The following is a 16,010-nucleotide window of genomic DNA, read 5'->3' as shown; positions in this document are numbered from 1 at the left end:
CGAATGTTATTTGACGGTGTTCAGAACGTTTTTTGTCGCCTTCTTCAGCGCGGACGCCGATGGCTTGCTCACCATCCGCACCTTCTCGGCGGCGGTGAGGGCCGTGGTGCCGTTCGTGCCGTGCGCCCAGTTCAGCCAGGCGGTCAGCAGGGCGCTGTCCAGCTTGGCCTTGTTGGTCGTGCCGTTCTTCAGCACCCGGTACGCCTTGCCCAGCGACGAGGCCTTCGTCAGCTCGGGGAACACCTTGCTCGACTTCGCGATCAGCTTCAGATAGCAGGTGAGCGTGGCATCGGACAGCTTGCCGCTGCTGCGGTGGATCTCGACGGCCCACTTCTTGGCCGACAGCTTCTTGGCCGCCGTGCCGCGCGTGCAGACCGCGGCCGTGGCGGCCGGGGTGGGCGTCACCGTCACGGTGACCGTCACGGTGGGCAGCGGCACAGGGGAGGTCGTCGGCTGCGGGGCCGGCGACTCAGGCGGGTCGTCGGACGGCGGGTCGTCGGCCGGCGGGTCCGTGGGGGCCGGGGCGGTCCCGTCGGACGGGTCCGGGTCGGGCGCGACGGGCGACTGCGAGATCGTCGGCTGCGGCGCCGCCCCTGCCAGGGCCGCCGCCAGGTCCAGGCGCGGCGTGGTGACCTGCGCGCCGTTCGACTCGTACGTGTACGGCCGCCCCGTCCTCTTCAACTTCTCGACCAGATCGCCGATCGGCGTCTCCGGCTCGGACTGCTTCATCAGCGCGAGCGCGCCCGCCACGTGCGGCGTCGCCATCGAGGTGCCGCTGTAGACCACGGTCTGGTTGTCCGGCACCGCCGACTCGACGTCCACGCCCGGCGCGAACAGGTCCAGCGCCGCCCCCCGGTTCGAGAAGTCCGCGATGGCGTCGGCGTTGTCGCTCGCCCCGACCGCCACCGCCGAGGAGACGCACGCCGGGTACGACGTCCCGTCGAAGGACTCGTTGCCCGCGGCCACCACGGTCGCGACGCCCTTGGCCAGCAGCGCGTCGATCTTCGGCTTGAAGATCGCGCCCTCCTCGCTCGCGTCGCAGTCGGTCTCCGACAGCGCGCCGCCGAGGCTCAGGTTGACCGCCGCCAGCGGCTGGTCCAGCCCGGCCACGTAGTCCATCGCGAGGCGCAGCGACGACTCGAACGCCAGCACGCACGACGGCTCGCCGCACACCCCTTCGTCGTCGACCCGGCTGAACACCTGCACCGCGACGATGCTCGCGCCGGGCGCGACGCCGCCGGAGCCGGCCGCGATGCCCGCGACGTGGCTGCCGTGGTCGCACAGGTTCGTGCCGCCGGCGAGGCACTTGGCGGTCATGGCGTCGGCCGCGCCCTCGCCGATCTGCTCGCTCTGCCCGTTGGGGCACAAGGACTCGACGCCGGCCTCCACGGCGGAGAAGCACGCCTCGGCCACGATCCGGCCGCTGAACCACGGGTGGTCGCGGTCGATGCCGGTGTCCAGCACCGCCACCGCCTGGCCGGTCCCCGTGAGGCCCTTGGCGTGCGCCTGGTCGGCGCCGATGAGCTTGAGGTTGGGGCCCACGTCGGCCGGCGTGTACGTCCGGTCCCGATGGATCGAGGCGACCCGCGGATCGGCGGCCAGCGCGGCCAGCTCCTCCGCGGTGCCCTGCACGACCATGAACGACCCGTTCTGGGGCTTGAGCACCACGTCCACGCTCTGGGCCGCCGCCTGGCTCGCCACGGGCTCGTTCTGCGCCGGGTCGGTCAGCTCGACGATGGCCCGTTCGGCGCCGCCGCCGGCGCCCAGACCGTCCTCGACCTTCTCCTCAGGGGTGGTGGGAGCGGGTGAGGGTGCGCCCGTGGGGATCGCGGTGGGGGCAGGGGTCGGCGTCGGGGTGGGGTCGTCCGCATAGGCCGGCCCCGATAACGGGATCAGCGCCAGAACGGCCGAACAGACCATCAGGTGGCGAAATCGCACGCGTCTTCCTCCGAAGGGGATGATCTCGGAGTTTAGGGCGATTTCCCCACCAGGCACAGGCCCCCCGTCCGGTTCTCACCGAACTTTCAGTGACCTCACCCCCGGTGTTCAGCCGTTCGCGGACGTCCCTTCGTGCGTGAACCACACCGCGCCGAGCGGCGGCACCCGCAGCGTCGTCGAGTACGGCTGCCCGTGACACGGCTCCTCCACCGCCTCGATCCCGCCCATGTTGCCGACGCCGCTGCCCCAGTAGTCGTAGGCGTCGGTGTTGAGCACCTCGCGCCACTGCCCCGCGTACGGCAGCCCCAGCCGGTAGCCGTCGTGCGGCGCGCCGCTGAAGTTGACCACGCACGCCACCGCCGAGCCGTCCTTGGCGTAGCGGACGAAGGAGAAGGTGTTGCCCGAGGCGTCGTCGGCGTCGAGCCAGCGGAAGCCCTCGGGGGTGGTGTCCTGCTCCCACAGCGCCGGGGTGTCCTTGTAGATCCGGTTGAGCTCGCGGACCAGCCGCTGCACGCCCTGGTGCCCGTCGAACTCCAGCACCCACCAGTCGAGCCCGCGCTCCTCCGACCACTCCGAGCCCTGGCCGAACTCGCCGCCCATGAACAGCAGCTGCTTGCCCGGATGCGCCCACATGAACGCCAGCAGCGCCCGGAGCTGCGCGAAGCGCTGCCACTCGTCGCCGGGCATCTTGCCGAGCAGCGACCCCTTGCCGTGCACCACCTCGTCGTGCGAGAGCGGCAGCACGTAGTTCTCGGAGTAGGCGTAGAGCAGCGAGAACGTCATCTGGTGGTGGTGGTACTGGCGGAAGACCGGCTCGTGGCGCAGGTATTCGAGCGTGTCGTGCATCCAGCCCATGTTCCACTTGAAGCCGAAGCCCAGCCCGCCGAGGTGCACCGGGCGCGACACGCCCGGCCAGGCCGTCGACTCCTCCGCCACGGTCGAGATGCCGGGCGCCTCCCGGTAGCTGACCGCGTTCATCTCCTTGAGGAACTCGACGGCGTCGAGGTTCTCCCGGCCGCCGTAGACGTTCGGCGTCCACTCGCCCTCGCGCCGCGAGTAGTCGAGGTAGAGCATCGAGGCCACGGCGTCCACGCGCAGGCCGTCGATGTGGAACTCCTTCAGCCAGAACAGCGCGTTCGCGACCAGGAAGTTGCGCACCTCGCGGCGGCCGTAGTCGAAGACGTAGGTGCCCCAGTCGGGGTGCTCGCCGCGCGCCGGGTCGGCGTGCTCGTAGAGCGGGGTGCCGTCGAAGCGGGCCAGTGCCCACTCGTCCATGGGGAAGTGCGCGGGCACCCAGTCGAGGATCACGCCGATGCCGCGCTGGTGCATGCGGTCCACGAAGTGGCGGAACTCGTCGGGGGTGCCGAAGCGGGCCGTCGGCGCGTAGTAGGAGGTCACCTGATAGCCCCACGACCCGCCGAACGGGTGCTCGGCCACCGGCAGCAGCTCCACGTGGGTGAAGCCCATGTCGTCCGCGTACGCGGACAGCTCCTCGGCCAGCTCCACGTACGACAGGCCGGGCCGCCACGACCCCAGGTGCACCTCGTAGATGCTCATGGGTCTGGCCTGCGCGTGCGCTTCGCGCCGCTCGACGAGCCAGGCGTCGTCCTGCCAGCTGTAGTCGGACTTGTCCACCACGGAGGCCGTCATCGGCGGCACCTCGGTGCGCCGCGCCATGGGGTCGGCCTTCTCCCGCCAGGTGCCGTCCGCGCCCAGGACCTGGTACTTGTACCGCTCGCCGGCCCCCAGGCCCGGCACGAACAGCTCCCACACGCCCGAGCGGCCGAGCGACCGCATGGGGTAGGCGGTGCCGTCCCAGTGGTTGAAGTCGCCGATGACGCGGATGCCGCGCGCGTTGGGCGCCCAGACGGAGAACGCCACCCCCTCGGTGTCCTCGTGCTCCATCACGCGGGCGCCCAGCGCCTCCCACAGCCGCTCGTGCCGTCCCTCGCCGATGAGATGCAGGTCCACCTCGCCCAGGGTGGGCCAATGCCGGTAGGGGTCGCGCACGGTGAACGGCTCGCCGCCCGCGTACTTCACCCGCAACGCGTAGCCGGGCACCTTGTCGAGCCCGGGAACCAGCACCTCGAACACCCCGTGTGCCTGGTGTTTCATGTCAAAGGTGGCGCCGTCGTCGTCCAGCACCACCGTGACCCGCTCGGCCAGCGGGCGCAGCGCGCGGAAGACCACCCCGCCGGCAGTGGGGTGCGCTCCGAGCACGGAGTGCGGATCGTGGTGCGCCCCACCCGCGAGGCGGTCGAGCTCGTTCCTCATCGGCATGCTCCCAACACTGCCTTAAGACGACCGTCCATCCCAGGCTCTGCCCGCATACCCGACACAATCACAGAAAGTGCAAAATCCCGGGTTCATCACAAGACCGTGCCGGGATGGGATAACCCATCCTTTACCGCTATCTGGCTCGACATACTGGTGCGCCGCTCGTCAACCTAGCCAGAAAGGTTGCAGCAATGTACCCGCCACCTGCTTCCCCCACACATCCGTCATATCCTCCGCCTCCTCCGCTCTTACGCCCGGTCCGCGGACCGGCGATCCTCGCGGTCGTGGCGCTCGTCGCCGACTCGCTGGTCGGCGTCGTCGCGGCGGTCATCGACCTCTGGTACGCCGGCGTCGTGGACCGGATCATCGCCGACGTGACCTCCGTGACCGACGCGGAGATCGACACCGCGGACCTCGTCTACGCCTTCTCGGGCGTCGTGGAGGCCGTCGCCTACCTCGCCGCGATCGTGGCGTTCCTGGTCTGGCTGTTCCGGGTGCGGGCCAACGCCGAGATCCTCGCCCCGCACGGGCACCGGCGCTCGCGTCCCTGGCTGATCCTCGGCTGGATCGTCCCGATCGTCTCGCTCTGGTTCCCCAAGCAGATCGTGGACGACATCTGGGACGCCTCCGCCCGCTCGTGGTCGTCCCGCAAGGGGCTGCTCCACGCCTGGTGGGCGGCCTGGCTCGTGGGCGCCTGGGTGTCGAACGTCGCCGCGCGCCTGCTGTTCAACGCCGAGGAGGCGGACGCGCTCGCCACGGCGGCCCGCTTCGACGTGGTGAGCATCGCGCTGATGCTGGTGGCCGCGGTGTTCGCGATCCTCGTGGTGCTGCGGATCACCGGCGAGCAGGAGGCACGGCGGATGGAGGCCGCTCCCGTCCTCCATCCTGGCGCCTCCCGCTGGGCGTGACCGCTCAGCGGGGCCGGAAGGCGGCCAGCGGGATGGGGAGCCAGGTCGGGCGGTTCCTGGCCTCGTAGCCGACCTCGTACACGGCCTTGGACAGCTCGAACGCCCGCAGCAGCACCGCGTCGGCCCGGCCGATCACGCCGCCGCCCTCGCGGTAGCCCTCCAGGAAGGCGGCGCGGTTGCGGTCGGCCCACTCCTGCGCCCGCTCCTCCAGGTCGGCCGCCTCGGCGCGGCCGGCCAGCAGGTGGCGGGCCGCGTAGTCGAACGAGCGCAGCATGCCCGCCACGTCCCGCAGCGGCGACGACAGCGCCCGCCGCTCGGCCAGCGGCTGTCCTGGCTCGCCCTCGAAGTCGAGGACGACCCAGTCCGTGGGCGTGCGCATGACCTGGCCCAGGTGGTAGTCGCCGTGAACCCGCTGCACGGGCACCGCGCCGGTGAGCAGCTCCACCTCGTGGTAGGCCTCTTCGAGCGCGCCCACGTGCGGCCGCAGCTCGGGCACCTCCACCACGGCCCGGACGAGCCTGCGGCGGAACGCCTCCGCCATGCGCTTGATCTCGTACGTCTCGATCGTCGCCGTGGGGAAGGCCGCGGCCAGCTCCTCGTGCACGCGGGCGGTGGCGACGCCGAGCCGCCGCGCCTCGCCCGCGAAGTCGCCGCCCGCCTCGGCGGCGGAGGTCTCCGGCGGGCTGGCGTAGAGGTCGCGGACGCTGGTCAGCGCGAGGTCCCAGCCGTCGTTGGCGTTCGACAGGTACTCCTGCATGATCGCCAGCGTGGTCCCGGTGCCGTCCAGGTCGGCCTCGATCCACCCGTACGGCTGCGCGATGTGCGGCGCCTTCCGCTCCGCGAGGGCCGTGACGATCTCCAGCTCCGGGTTCACGCCGGGGATGAGACGGCGGAAGAGCTTGCAGATGTAGGCGTCGCCGTAGACCAGCGAGGTGTTGGACTGCTCGGCCCCGAGCACCATGCTGCGCGGCGAGGAGTCGATCTCGGCCCCTTCGACGTGCCGCATGCGCAGGCCGCTGCGGGTCTCGTCGCGCGCCATGCCGTCGAGCAGCCACGCGGTGCGCTCGGGGTCGTGGGTGGCGTCGTAGAGGCACACGCCGTCGATCGAGCCGATCAGGGCGTGGGCGAGCCGGTCGGGCAGGTCGTGGCGTTCGCCCAGCAGGAGCTGGTAGCGGTCGCGGCAGCCGTCCTGCCACACGGCGACGATCAGATGTCGGAGTCCGGGCGTCAGCACGACGTCCGCGTCGATCGACAGCTCGTCGATCGGGCGCCCCTTGCCGCCGAACCAACGTTGGCGGCTGATCCATGCGGCAAGGAGCTCATTCAGCACGTCCTACTCCTCCTGGATGACGGCCGGCGGGAGTGTGAACCAGTAGAACCCATGCCCAGGAAGCGTCAAAAGATACGGTAGTTCGCCAATTGCCGGAAATGGCACGCCTCCCATGGTTTCCACGGGGGAGACGCCGACGAACCTGCGCAGGTCGAGCTCCACCGGCTGCGGGAAGCGTGACAGGTTGTTCACGCACAGCATCCGGTCGTCGCCCAGCTCCCTGACGAAGGCCAGGACGCTCGGGTTGGAGGAGTTGAGCTCGGCGTACTCGCCCAGGCCGAAGACCGGGTGCCGCTTGCGGATCTCGATCATGCGCCTGGTCCAGTGCAGCAGCGAACCGGCGTTCTTCTGCTGGGCCTCGACGTTGATGGCCTGGTAGCCGTAGATCGGGTCCATGATCACGGGCAGGTAGAGCCGCCCGGGGTCGCAGTCGGAGAAGCCGGCGTTGCGGTCGGGATCCCACTGCATCGGGGTGCGCACGCCGTCGCGGTCGCCGAGCCAGATGTTGTCGCCCATGCCGATCTCGTCGCCGTAGTAGAGCACGGGGGAGCCGGGCAGCGACAGCAGCAGCGCGGTGAACAGCTCGATCTGGTTGCGGTCGTTCTCCAGCAGCGGGGCCAGGCGGCGGCGGATGCCGACATTGGCCCGCATGCGGGGGTCCTTGGCGTACTCGGTGTACATGTAGTCGCGTTCTTCGTCCGTGACCATCTCGAGCGTCAGCTCGTCATGGTTGCGGAGGAAGATGCCCCACTGGCAGTGCTCGGGGATCTTCGGCGTCTGCGCCAGGATCTCGGAGATCGGGTAGCGGCTCTCCCTGCGCACGGCCATGAAGATGCGCGGCATCAGCGGGAAGTGGAAGGCCATGTGGCACTCGTCGCCGCCGCCCACCGGGTCGCCGAAGTACTCCACCACGTCCGACGGCCACTGGTTGGCCTCGGCCAGCAGGACCCGGTCGGGGTAGAGCCGGTCCACCTCGGCCCGGATGCGCTTGAGGTACTGGTGCGTCCTCGGCAGGTTCTCGCAGTTGGTGCCCTCCTCCTCGAAGAGGTAGGGCACCGCGTCCAGCCGGAACCCGTCGATGCCGAGGTCCAGCCAGAAGCGCAGCACCTCCAGCATCGCGTCCTGCACCGCCGGGTTCTCGTAGTTGAGGTCCGGCTGGTGGTGGAAGAAGCGGTGCCAGTAGTACTGGCCGCGGACCGGGTCGTAGGTCCAGTTGGAGGTCTCGGTGTCGATGAAGATGATCCGGGCGTCCTGGTACTTCTCGTCGGTGTCCGACCACACGTAGAAGTCGCCGAACGGCCCCTCGGGGTCGTGCCGGGAGGCCTGGAACCAGGGATGGGCGTCGCTGGTGTGGTTCATGACGAGGTCGGCGATGACGCGCATGCCCCGCCGGTGCGCCTCCTCGACGAGCTTCACGAAGTCGCCCAGGTCCCCGAACTCGGGGAGGATCTTCATGAAGTCGGCGATGTCGTAGCCGCCGTCACGCAGGGGCGACTCGTACAGCGGGAGCAGCCACAGGCAGTCGACGCCCAGCCACTGGAGATAGTCGAGTTTGCTGATCAGTCCCTTGATGTCGCCGGTGCCGTCGCCGTTGGAATCGGCGAAGCCCCGGATGAGGACCTCGTAGAAGACGGCGCGCTTGTACCAGTAGGGATCGCGCGGCTTTTCCTCGTCGAAGGTGTTGGGAATGGGTGTGGAGCTCATGAGCGCCCTCGCCGGAGGCTCATGAGGGAGGCGCTGACACACACGTTGAAGACTCCCCGCTGAATTCAGTTCTACCGTGGCGCGGCTCGTACGGTGAGAATGTGGGCAGGCTGGATGTGAGGGTCGAGGCGCACGTAGTTGCTCTGACGCCAGCGGTAGGACTCGCCGGACAGTTCGTCGTCCACGACGAACTCGGCGTTCCAGTCGAGCCCGAGGGCGGGCAGGTCAAGATCAACGGTTGCCTCATGGGTGTGGTGCGGATCCAGGTTGACGACCGCGAGAACGACGTCGCCCAGCCCGTGCCGCCTGGTGGCCGGGTCATAGGCCCCCGGCAGACGCTTCGAGAAGCAGACGATGTCCGGCTGGTCGACCCGGTGAAATCGTAGGTTACGCAATTCCTGCAGTGCCGGATGCGCTCTTCGAAACAAATTCAGATGAGTGATGAAGGGAGCCAGGCTGTGCCCCTCGCGCTCGGCGGTCATCCAATCGCGAGGCTTGTACTGATATTTCTCACTATCGAGGTATTCTTCACTTCCCGGACGGACTGGGATATTTTCCCCGAGTTCATATCCGGAATAAACCCCCCAAGTCGGTGAGGCGAGCGCGGCCAGCACCGCCCGGATCTTGAACGCCGGCATCCCGCCGTGCTGCAGGTACTCGTGCAGGATGTCCGGCGTGTTGACGAACAGGTTGGGCCGCAGGTAGGCCGAGGTCTCCCTGGCCAGCTCCGACAGGTAGGTCTCGACGTCGTACTTGGAGTTCTTCCAGGTGTAGTACGTGTACGACTGGTGGAAGCCCACCTTCGCGAGCGCCCGCATCATCGCCGGCCGGGTGAACGCCTCCGACAGGAACAGCACGTCCGGGTCGGTGGTGTGGATGTCGGCCAGCAGCCGCTCCCAGAAGTTCACCGGCTTGGTGTGCGGGTTGTCCACCCGGAAGATCCGCACCCCGTGGTCCATCCAGTGCCGCACCACCCGGCGGACCTCGGCGTAGATGCCCTCGGGGTCCCGGTCGAAGTTGAGCGGGTAGATGTCCTGGTATTTCTTCGGCGGGTTCTCGGCGTAGGCGATCGAGCCGTCGGCCCTGATCGTGAACCACTCGGGGTGCTCCTTGACCCACGGGTGGTCCGGCGAGCACTGGAGCGCGAGGTCGATCGCGACCTCCATGCCCAGCTCGCGGGTGCGCGTCACGAACTCGTCGAAGTCCTCGATGGTGCCGAGGTCGGGGTGGATCGCGTCGTGGCCGCCGTCCTCGGAGCCGATCGCCCACGGCGAGCCCGGGTCGTCGGGCTCGGGGCTCAGGGTGTTGTTGCGGCCCTTGCGGAAGGTCGTGCCGATGGGGTGGATCGGCGGCAGGTAGACGACGTCGAAGCCCATCTTGGCGATCGCGGGCAGCCGTTTCGCGGCGGTCTGGAAGGTGCCGGACCTCGACATGCCGGGGCTGACCACCGCGCCTTCCGAGCGCGGGAAGAACTCGTACCAGGAGCCGTAGAGCGCCCGGCGCCGGTCCACCCGGATCTTGAACGACTTCGACCTGGTCACCAGCTCGCGGAACGGGTGGGCCTCCAGCAGCGCGGCCGTGTCGGGGAGCTGCGCGATCGACAGCCGGGCCCGCGGGTCGAGGTTGTCGTCGCGCAGCGTGGCCGCGACCGACAGCAGCGCCGCCCGGTGCCCGCACGAGGGCTCGCCGTTGCCGCCCGCCCTGCCGTTGCCGCCCGCCCTGCCGGTGGCGTTGGCGCCGCCGTTCTGGCCCGTGGGCACGGAGGGGCAGTCGGCCGCGCGCACGGCCTTGGCCGCCCGCTCGAACAGCCGGGCGCCCTCCTCGCACATGAGGTCGACGTCCATGCCACGCGGGATCTTGATCTCGGCGTCGTGCAGCCACGTGCTGATCGGGTCGCTCCAGGCCTCCACGCGGTAGAGCCAGTCGCCCTCGGCGGGCAGGCACACCTCGGTGGCCCAGCGGTCGGTGCCCGGACCCAGCTCGCGCATCGGTCTCAACCGGCCACGCTGCCCATCGGGCGAGGTGAGCACCACGCCCGCGGCCACGGCGTCATGGCCCTCTCGGAAGACGGTCGCAGAGACCTCGAAGGTCTCGCCGGCGACCGCCTTGGCGGGCCGCTGCCCGCAGTCGACGACGGGGGAGATGTCCGTGATGGGAATTCGTCCGATCATCGCAATCAAGGGTTTGCGACGGCACACTCGGTGCCGCCGGAGGTTTTCCGTGGCAGGAACGATCCTCGCACGTTATTTCTGGACAGCAGCGGATAGACCTCCCGCAGAAGTGCGCGGGAGAACCCAACATTAGGGAAAGTTGCCCCATTGCGCCCTCTTCATGCTTGTCTTCGGAAGTGGTTTGAAGGGCTCTGATGGGGGTGAAGGAACGAGAGGTCCCTCCTAGCCCGTAGGGTGCACAACGTGAGAGCTATCCGTCGGTTTACCGTCCGCACCGTCCTGCCCACGGAGCTGGCCGCCCTCGGCGAGCTCGTACACAATCTCCGCTGGTCCTGGCACCCGGAGACGCTGGACCTGTTCGCCGAGGTCGACGCCGATCTCTGGGAGCAGGTCGGGCACGATCCCGTGGCCCTGCTGGGGGCCGTCACGCCCGCACGGCTCGCCGAGCTGGCGGCCGACCGCCGCTTCCTGCGGCGGCTCGCCGACGCCGCCGACGACCTGCGCGAATACATCACCTCGCCGCGCTGGTACCAGACGCTGCCCGACGGCGCGCGGGCCATCGCCTACTTCTCGCCCGAGTTCGGCATCGCCGCCGCCCTGCCGCAATACTCCGGCGGGCTCGGCATCCTGGCCGGCGACCACCTCAAGGCCGCCAGCGACCTCGGCGTGCCGATCCTCGCGGTCGGCCTGCTCTACCGGCACGGCTACTTCACACAGTCGCTGTCGCCCGAGGGCTGGCAGCTTGAGCACTACCCCTCGCTCGACCCGGGCGGCCTGCCGCTGTCCCTGCTGAAGGAGGCCGACGGCACCCCGGTCAAGATCCGCCTGGGGCTGCCCGACGAGCGCGTGCTGCACGCCCAGGTCTGGGTGGCGCAGGTCGGCCGGGTGCCGCTGCTGCTGCTCGACTCCGACGTCGCCGACAACGACAACGCCGCCCGCGACATCACCGACCGCCTCTACGGCGGCGGCACCGACCACCGGCTCATGCAGGAGCTGCTGCTCGGCGTCGGCGGCGTGCGCGCGATCCGGGCCTACTGCCGGGTCACCGGGCACCCCGAGCCCGAGGTCTTCCACACCAACGAGGGCCACGCCGGCTTCCTCGGCCTGGAGCGCATCCGCGAGCTGACCGAGGCGAGGCTCACCTTCGACGAGGCGCTGGAGGCCGTACGCGCCGGCACCGTCTTCACCACGCACACGCCGGTGCCCGCGGGCATCGACCGCTTCCCCGTCGAGCTGATCGAGCGCCACTTCGGCGGCTCGGCGTCCTGGCCGACCGTGCCCGTCGAGCGCATCCTCGCCCTGGGCGCGGAGTCCGACCCCGGGCGGTTCAACATGGCCGTCATGGGCATGCGCCTGGCCCAGCGGGTCAACGGCGTCTCGCAGCTCCACGGCGAGGTCAGCCGTGAGATGTTCAAGGACCTTTGGCCGGGGTTCGACCTCGACGAGGTGCCGATCGGCTCCATCACCAACGGCGTGCACGCCCCCACCTGGGTGGGCCGCGAGCTGATGGAGCTGGCCGGGCGCGAGCTGCCCGCGCTGCTGGAGCGCGCCCGCGGCTGGGAGGGCATCCAGAAGCTCTCCGACGCCGACCTGTGGGAGATCCGCGGGGTGCTGCGCCGCCGCCTGGTCGAGGGCGCCCGGGCTCGCCTGCGCAGGTCCTGGCGCGAGCGCGGGGCCTCCGACGCCGAGCTGGGATGGATCGACGACGCGCTCGACCCCGACGTGCTGACCATCGGCTTCGCCCGGCGGGTGCCGTCGTACAAGCGGCTCACGCTCATGCTGCGCGACCAGCGGCGGCTCACCGAGCTGCTGCTCGACCCGGACAAGCCGGTGCAGATCGTCATCGCCGGCAAGGCGCACCCCGCCGACGAGGGCGGCAAGAAGCTCATCCAGCAGATCGTCAAGTTCGCCGACCAGGCCGACGTGCGCCACCGGATCGTCTTCCTGCCCGACTACGACATGGCGCTCGGCCAGCTCATGACCCAGGGCTGCGACGTGTGGCTCAACAACCCGCTGCGCCCGCTGGAGGCGTCCGGCACCTCGGGCATGAAGTCCGCGCTCAACGGCGGGCTCAACCTGTCGATCCGCGACGGCTGGTGGGACGAGTGGTACGACGGCACCAACGGCTGGGCGATCCCCACCGCCGACGGCGTCACCGACCCCGACCGGCGTGACGAGCTGGAGGCCGCCGCACTCTACGACCTCATCGAGCACGAGGTGTCCGACCGCTTCTACGACCGGGCCTTCGACGGCCTGCCCCGGCGCTGGCTGGAGATGGTCAAGCACACCCTCGCCTCGCTCGGGCCGAAGGTGCTGGCCGGGCGCATGCTGCGCGACTACGTCGTGGACCTCTACACCCCGGCCGCCAAGTCCGCGCGGGCGCTGGCGGCCGACGCCCACGCCCCGGCCAAGGCGTTCGCCGCCTGGCGGGTCCGGGTCACCCGGGCCTGGCCGGGGGTGCGGGTGGAGCACGTGGAGGCGTCCGGCGCGGGCGACACGGACACCCCCGAGGTGGGGGCCGCGATCGAGGTGCACGCCACGGTGGCGCTCGGCGACCTGGAGCCCGGCGACGTGCTGGTCCAGGCCGCGTACGGCAAGGTCGGGCCGCACGACGAGCTGGTCCACCCGTCGTATGCGAAGATGACCTGCCAGTCGGTGGACGACGACGGCCGCGCCCACTACACGGGCGTGGTGCCGCTCGACCGCACGGGTGCTTTCGGCTATACCGTCCGGGTCGTCCCGGATCACCCGCTGGTCGCGACGACGGCCGAGCTCGGCCTCATCGCGGTCCCCGAGGAACCCGTGGGCATGACGAACGGCACATTGCGTTAAAGCCCAGGCATAATCGGGGGGTGGACGACAGTGCCAACGGCCTGCGGGCCGACACTCTGGTGGCCACGGTCCGAGGTGTGCTGCCGTCCCTGACGCCGGCCGCCCAGACCGTGGCCCGCCTCATCCTGGAGGACCCGGCGACGGTGGCGCGGAGCACCATCACCGAGCTGTCCGCCGCCTCGGGCACCAGCGAGGCCACGATCGTGCGGACCGCGCGGCTGCTGGGGTTCGCCGGCTACCCGCAGCTCAGGCTGGCGCTGGCGGCCGCGGCCGCGCAGCCCGACCGGCTCGTGCCCGGCGACCTCGCCCCCGACGACCCGCTGTCGGCGGTGATCCAGAAGGTCGCGCGGGCCGAGTCCGAGGCGATCAACGACACGGTCGCCCAGCTCACCAGCGAGCGGCTGGGCCTGGTCGTGGACGCCATCGTCGGGGCCCGCAGGATCGACGCCTACGGTGTCAGCGCCTCCGGCCTGGTGGCCGGGGACGTCGCGCAGAAGCTGCTGCGCATCGGCCTGTCCAGCCACGCCTTCCAGGACGCCCACCTCGCGCTCACCAGCGCCGTGCTGCTGCGGCCCGGCGACGTGGCGATCGGCATCAGCACCTCGGGCGAGACCCCCGACGTGATCGAGCCGCTCACGCGGGCCAAGGAGGCGGGCGCCACCACCGTGGCGATCACCAACAACCCGCGCTCGTCGATCGCGGAGCTGGCCGAGCACGTGCTCATCTCGGCCGGGCGCGAGACGGAGTTCCGTCCCGGCGCCCTGGCCAGCAGGATCAGCCAGCTCCTCGTCGTCGACTGCCTGTTCGTCGGGGTGGCGCAGCGCACCTACGACTCCTCGCAGGAGGCGCTGGCCAGCACCCGCAGGGCCGTCAGCGAGTTCACCCGGAGAACGACACCCGCACGTCGTCAGCCTTGACGAACATCACCCGGTGACCGAACTGGATCTGCAGATACTTGGTCTTGCCGCGCACCACCTTGTGGTCCTCCAGGTTGAAGGTGACCGCCCGGTAGTACTCGGTGGCCGCCGGTCCGGCGAGGGTGTACTTCTCGCCCGCCGAGAACGTGTACTGCAGCGGCGTCACCGCCTGGTACGGGATGTCCGCCGGGTACGCCTCCTGCTCCGGGTACGCCCGCCCGTACACCGGGACCGTGGCGAGGCCCGGCTTCGGTGTCACCACCAGGCCGGCCGACGGGACGGCGGTCGGCGCCGAGGCCGGGTTGTGGAACCACGCCTTCTGGCCGAGATACCAGATGGCCGTCCAGTCGCCCTGGCGATCGGCGACGGCGAAGCGCTGCCCGGTGCTGGCGCGGGCGCTGTGGTCGTAGACGCTGTAGAGCGATTCGCCCGTGGGGTGCTTGCCGATGTCCTTGACCAGGGGGGCGTCGGCGCGCGGCTCGGTGCGCAGCCACACCGTGTGGGCGGGCAGCGGCGGGCAGGCGGCCTCGGGGTTCTTGCGGTCGCAGCCGTAGAAGTAGGGCTTGTTCGTGGCGAAGTCCGGCTTGATCATGACGCTGCCGGAGCGCGGCCCGCCGAGCTGGTGCAGCGGCGCGCCCATGAGCTGGAAGTAGTGCGCCCAGTCCCAGAACGGGCCCGGGTCCTCGTGCATGCCGCGCACGGTCGTCGGCAGCGTGCCGGGGACGTTGTCGTGGCCCAGGATGTGCGCGCGGTCGAGCGGCACGCCGTGCCGCAGCGCCAGGTAGCGGACCAGGCGGGCGGACGAGCGGTACATCGCCTCGGTGTACCAGGTGCTGCCCTCGGCCAGGAAGCCCTCGTGCTCGATGCCGATGGACTTGGCGTTGATGTACCAGTTGCCGGCCTGCCAGCCGACGTCCTTGGTCTTGATGTGCTGGGCGATGTGGCCGTCGGCGGAGCGGACGGAGTAGTGCCAGCTCGCCCCGTAGTTGGGGTCCTGGTTGAGCCGGATGGACGGCAGGAAGTAGCCCTCCATGTCGTGGATGATGATGTAGTCCACCTTCTGGCTCACCGGGCGGTTCGCCAGGTCGTAGTGGCCGTAGTCGTCCGGCGGCAGCTCCTGGTAGGCCGCCGGGATCCACTCGCAGGAGATCGAGGCCGGGCACTCGACGCCGTCGGGGCGGACCGGGGGCCGCAGGCCCAGCTTCTCCAGCCACTTCTCGATCTTGCGCAGGCCGGTCACGGCCGGCAGCCGGACCTGCTCGCCGTCGTCGGTGGTGCGCTGGGCGCCCTCGGCGATCACCGAGTAGACCTCGTCGGCGAAGAACTTGGCGGCCCCGGCCTCCTCGGCGCCCGAGTACTTCGCGACGGCGCCGTACCACTCGCCGGGGTCGTCGCTCAGCGGCGCGCCGAGGGACTTCTGGTAGTCGGCCAGCAGGGCCGCGCCGCCGCGGATGTTGGCGGCGTCGTCGGAGCGCAGGCGCTCGTGGCTCTCGCCGGTGAGCGCCGCGGCGCGTTCCATGGTCCGCAGCCGGGCCGGGATCTCCGCGGGGGCGGGCCGCTCGGCGGGCGCGGGCAGGGGTCTGGCGTCGTCGCCGCGGGCGTCCTCCTCGCCCGCGTCGTGGTGGTTGGAGCCGGTGTAGGCGGCGGCGTCCGTGAGGTGCATGGGGCCGAAGCCGGCGTCGCTGGAGGGCCTGCCCGCGTGGGCGTCCCACCGCGACTCCAGGTAGGAGACGCCGAGCAGCACGCTCTCGGGCACCTGGTACTCGGCCGCGGCGGCGGCGAAGGCCCGCTGCCGGTCGGCGGCGTCCTGGGCCTGGGCCTGGGCGGTGGGGGCAAGGGTTAACGGCAACAGGACGGCCACGCCGAGCGCCAGAAGTCTGCGCATGGACACTCCTCGGGACTGGGGGTGCGGTGCGCGTTCAGCGTCTCAACA

Annotated in this window: 9 protein-coding genes; 3 read left to right on the top strand and 6 right to left on the bottom strand. The window is 70.4% G+C overall.

Going from position 1 to position 16,010, the window contains the following annotated elements; all coding sequences use genetic code 11:
* Positions 1-6: 6 nt before the first annotated feature.
* Complete coding sequence (locus ACBR40_RS35965; RefSeq protein WP_371251620.1) at positions 7-1,938, bottom strand: S8 family serine peptidase; 1,932 nt, start codon at positions 1,936-1,938, stop codon at positions 7-9.
* Positions 1,939-2,046: 108 nt separating this feature from the next.
* A complete protein-coding gene (gene glgB, locus ACBR40_RS35960) occupies positions 2,047-4,212 on the bottom strand; it encodes a 1,4-alpha-glucan branching protein GlgB (RefSeq protein WP_371251619.1) in 2,166 nt (721 codons plus the stop codon).
* A gap of 287 nt (positions 4,213-4,499) precedes the next feature.
* Here glgB and ACBR40_RS35955 point away from each other — a divergent pair, with 287 nt between their 5' ends.
* The gene (locus ACBR40_RS35955) at positions 4,500-5,123 is read left to right on the top strand and encodes a DUF4328 domain-containing protein (RefSeq protein ID WP_371251618.1); all 624 of its coding nucleotides are present in this window, start codon (positions 4,500-4,502) and stop codon (positions 5,121-5,123) included.
* A 4-nt stretch (positions 5,124-5,127) separates the two neighbouring features.
* Here the strand turns inward: ACBR40_RS35955 and ACBR40_RS35950 are convergent, their stop codons facing one another.
* From ACBR40_RS35950 to ACBR40_RS35940, 3 genes are all read right to left on the bottom strand, one after another.
* Entirely contained in the window at positions 5,128-6,453 is a 1,326-nt protein-coding gene (locus tag ACBR40_RS35950; RefSeq protein WP_344217511.1) for an aminoglycoside phosphotransferase, read from the bottom strand.
* 3 nt (positions 6,454-6,456) lie between these two features.
* Positions 6,457-8,157, bottom strand: a complete 1,701-nt coding sequence (treS, locus tag ACBR40_RS35945) for a maltose alpha-D-glucosyltransferase (RefSeq protein WP_371251617.1) — start codon at positions 8,155-8,157, stop codon at positions 6,457-6,459.
* Positions 8,158-8,228: 71 nt separating this feature from the next.
* On the bottom strand, positions 8,229-10,328 hold the full coding sequence (locus tag ACBR40_RS35940) for an alpha-1,4-glucan--maltose-1-phosphate maltosyltransferase (protein WP_344217507.1): 2,100 nt from the start codon (positions 10,326-10,328) through the stop codon (positions 8,229-8,231).
* 243 nt (positions 10,329-10,571) lie between these two features.
* On the opposite strand from ACBR40_RS35940, the gene glgP reads away from it, so the two are divergent.
* Both glgP and ACBR40_RS35930 read left to right on the top strand, forming a co-directional pair.
* Complete coding sequence (glgP, locus tag ACBR40_RS35935; RefSeq protein ID WP_371251616.1) at positions 10,572-13,160, top strand: alpha-glucan family phosphorylase; 2,589 nt, start codon at positions 10,572-10,574, stop codon at positions 13,158-13,160.
* A 20-nt stretch (positions 13,161-13,180) separates the two neighbouring features.
* Positions 13,181-14,077: a MurR/RpiR family transcriptional regulator gene (locus ACBR40_RS35930; RefSeq protein WP_329590423.1), complete on the top strand. Its 897-nt coding sequence runs from the start codon at positions 13,181-13,183 to the stop codon at positions 14,075-14,077.
* Here the strand turns inward: ACBR40_RS35930 and ACBR40_RS35925 are convergent.
* Positions 14,040-15,962 (bottom strand): N-acetylmuramoyl-L-alanine amidase, encoded by a 1,923-nt coding sequence (locus tag ACBR40_RS35925; protein WP_371251615.1) that lies wholly within the window; start codon positions 15,960-15,962, stop codon positions 14,040-14,042. The genes ACBR40_RS35930 and ACBR40_RS35925 overlap by 38 nt on opposite strands.
* Positions 15,963-16,010 lie beyond the last annotated feature (48 nt).

Origin of the sequence: Nonomuraea sp. AD125B (assembly GCF_041402765.1) — a bacterium.
Classification (GTDB): Bacteria; Actinomycetota; Actinomycetes; order Streptosporangiales; family Streptosporangiaceae; genus Nonomuraea; species Nonomuraea bangladeshensis.
This window is presented reverse-complemented; position numbering and strand designations above follow the sequence as displayed.

Coding starts and splice junctions, on each gene's coding strand:
- glgB (WP_371251619.1), bottom strand. CDS start 4,212: ATGAGGAACGAGCTCGACCGCCTCGCGGGTGGGGCGCACCACGATCCG.
- treS (WP_371251617.1), bottom strand. CDS start 8,157: ATGAGCTCCACACCCATTCCCAACACCTTCGACGAGGAAAAGCCGCGC.
- ACBR40_RS35940 (WP_344217507.1), bottom strand. CDS start 10,328: ATGATCGGACGAATTCCCATCACGGACATCTCCCCCGTCGTCGACTGC.
- ACBR40_RS35925 (WP_371251615.1), bottom strand. CDS start 15,962: ATGCGCAGACTTCTGGCGCTCGGCGTGGCCGTCCTGTTGCCGTTAACC.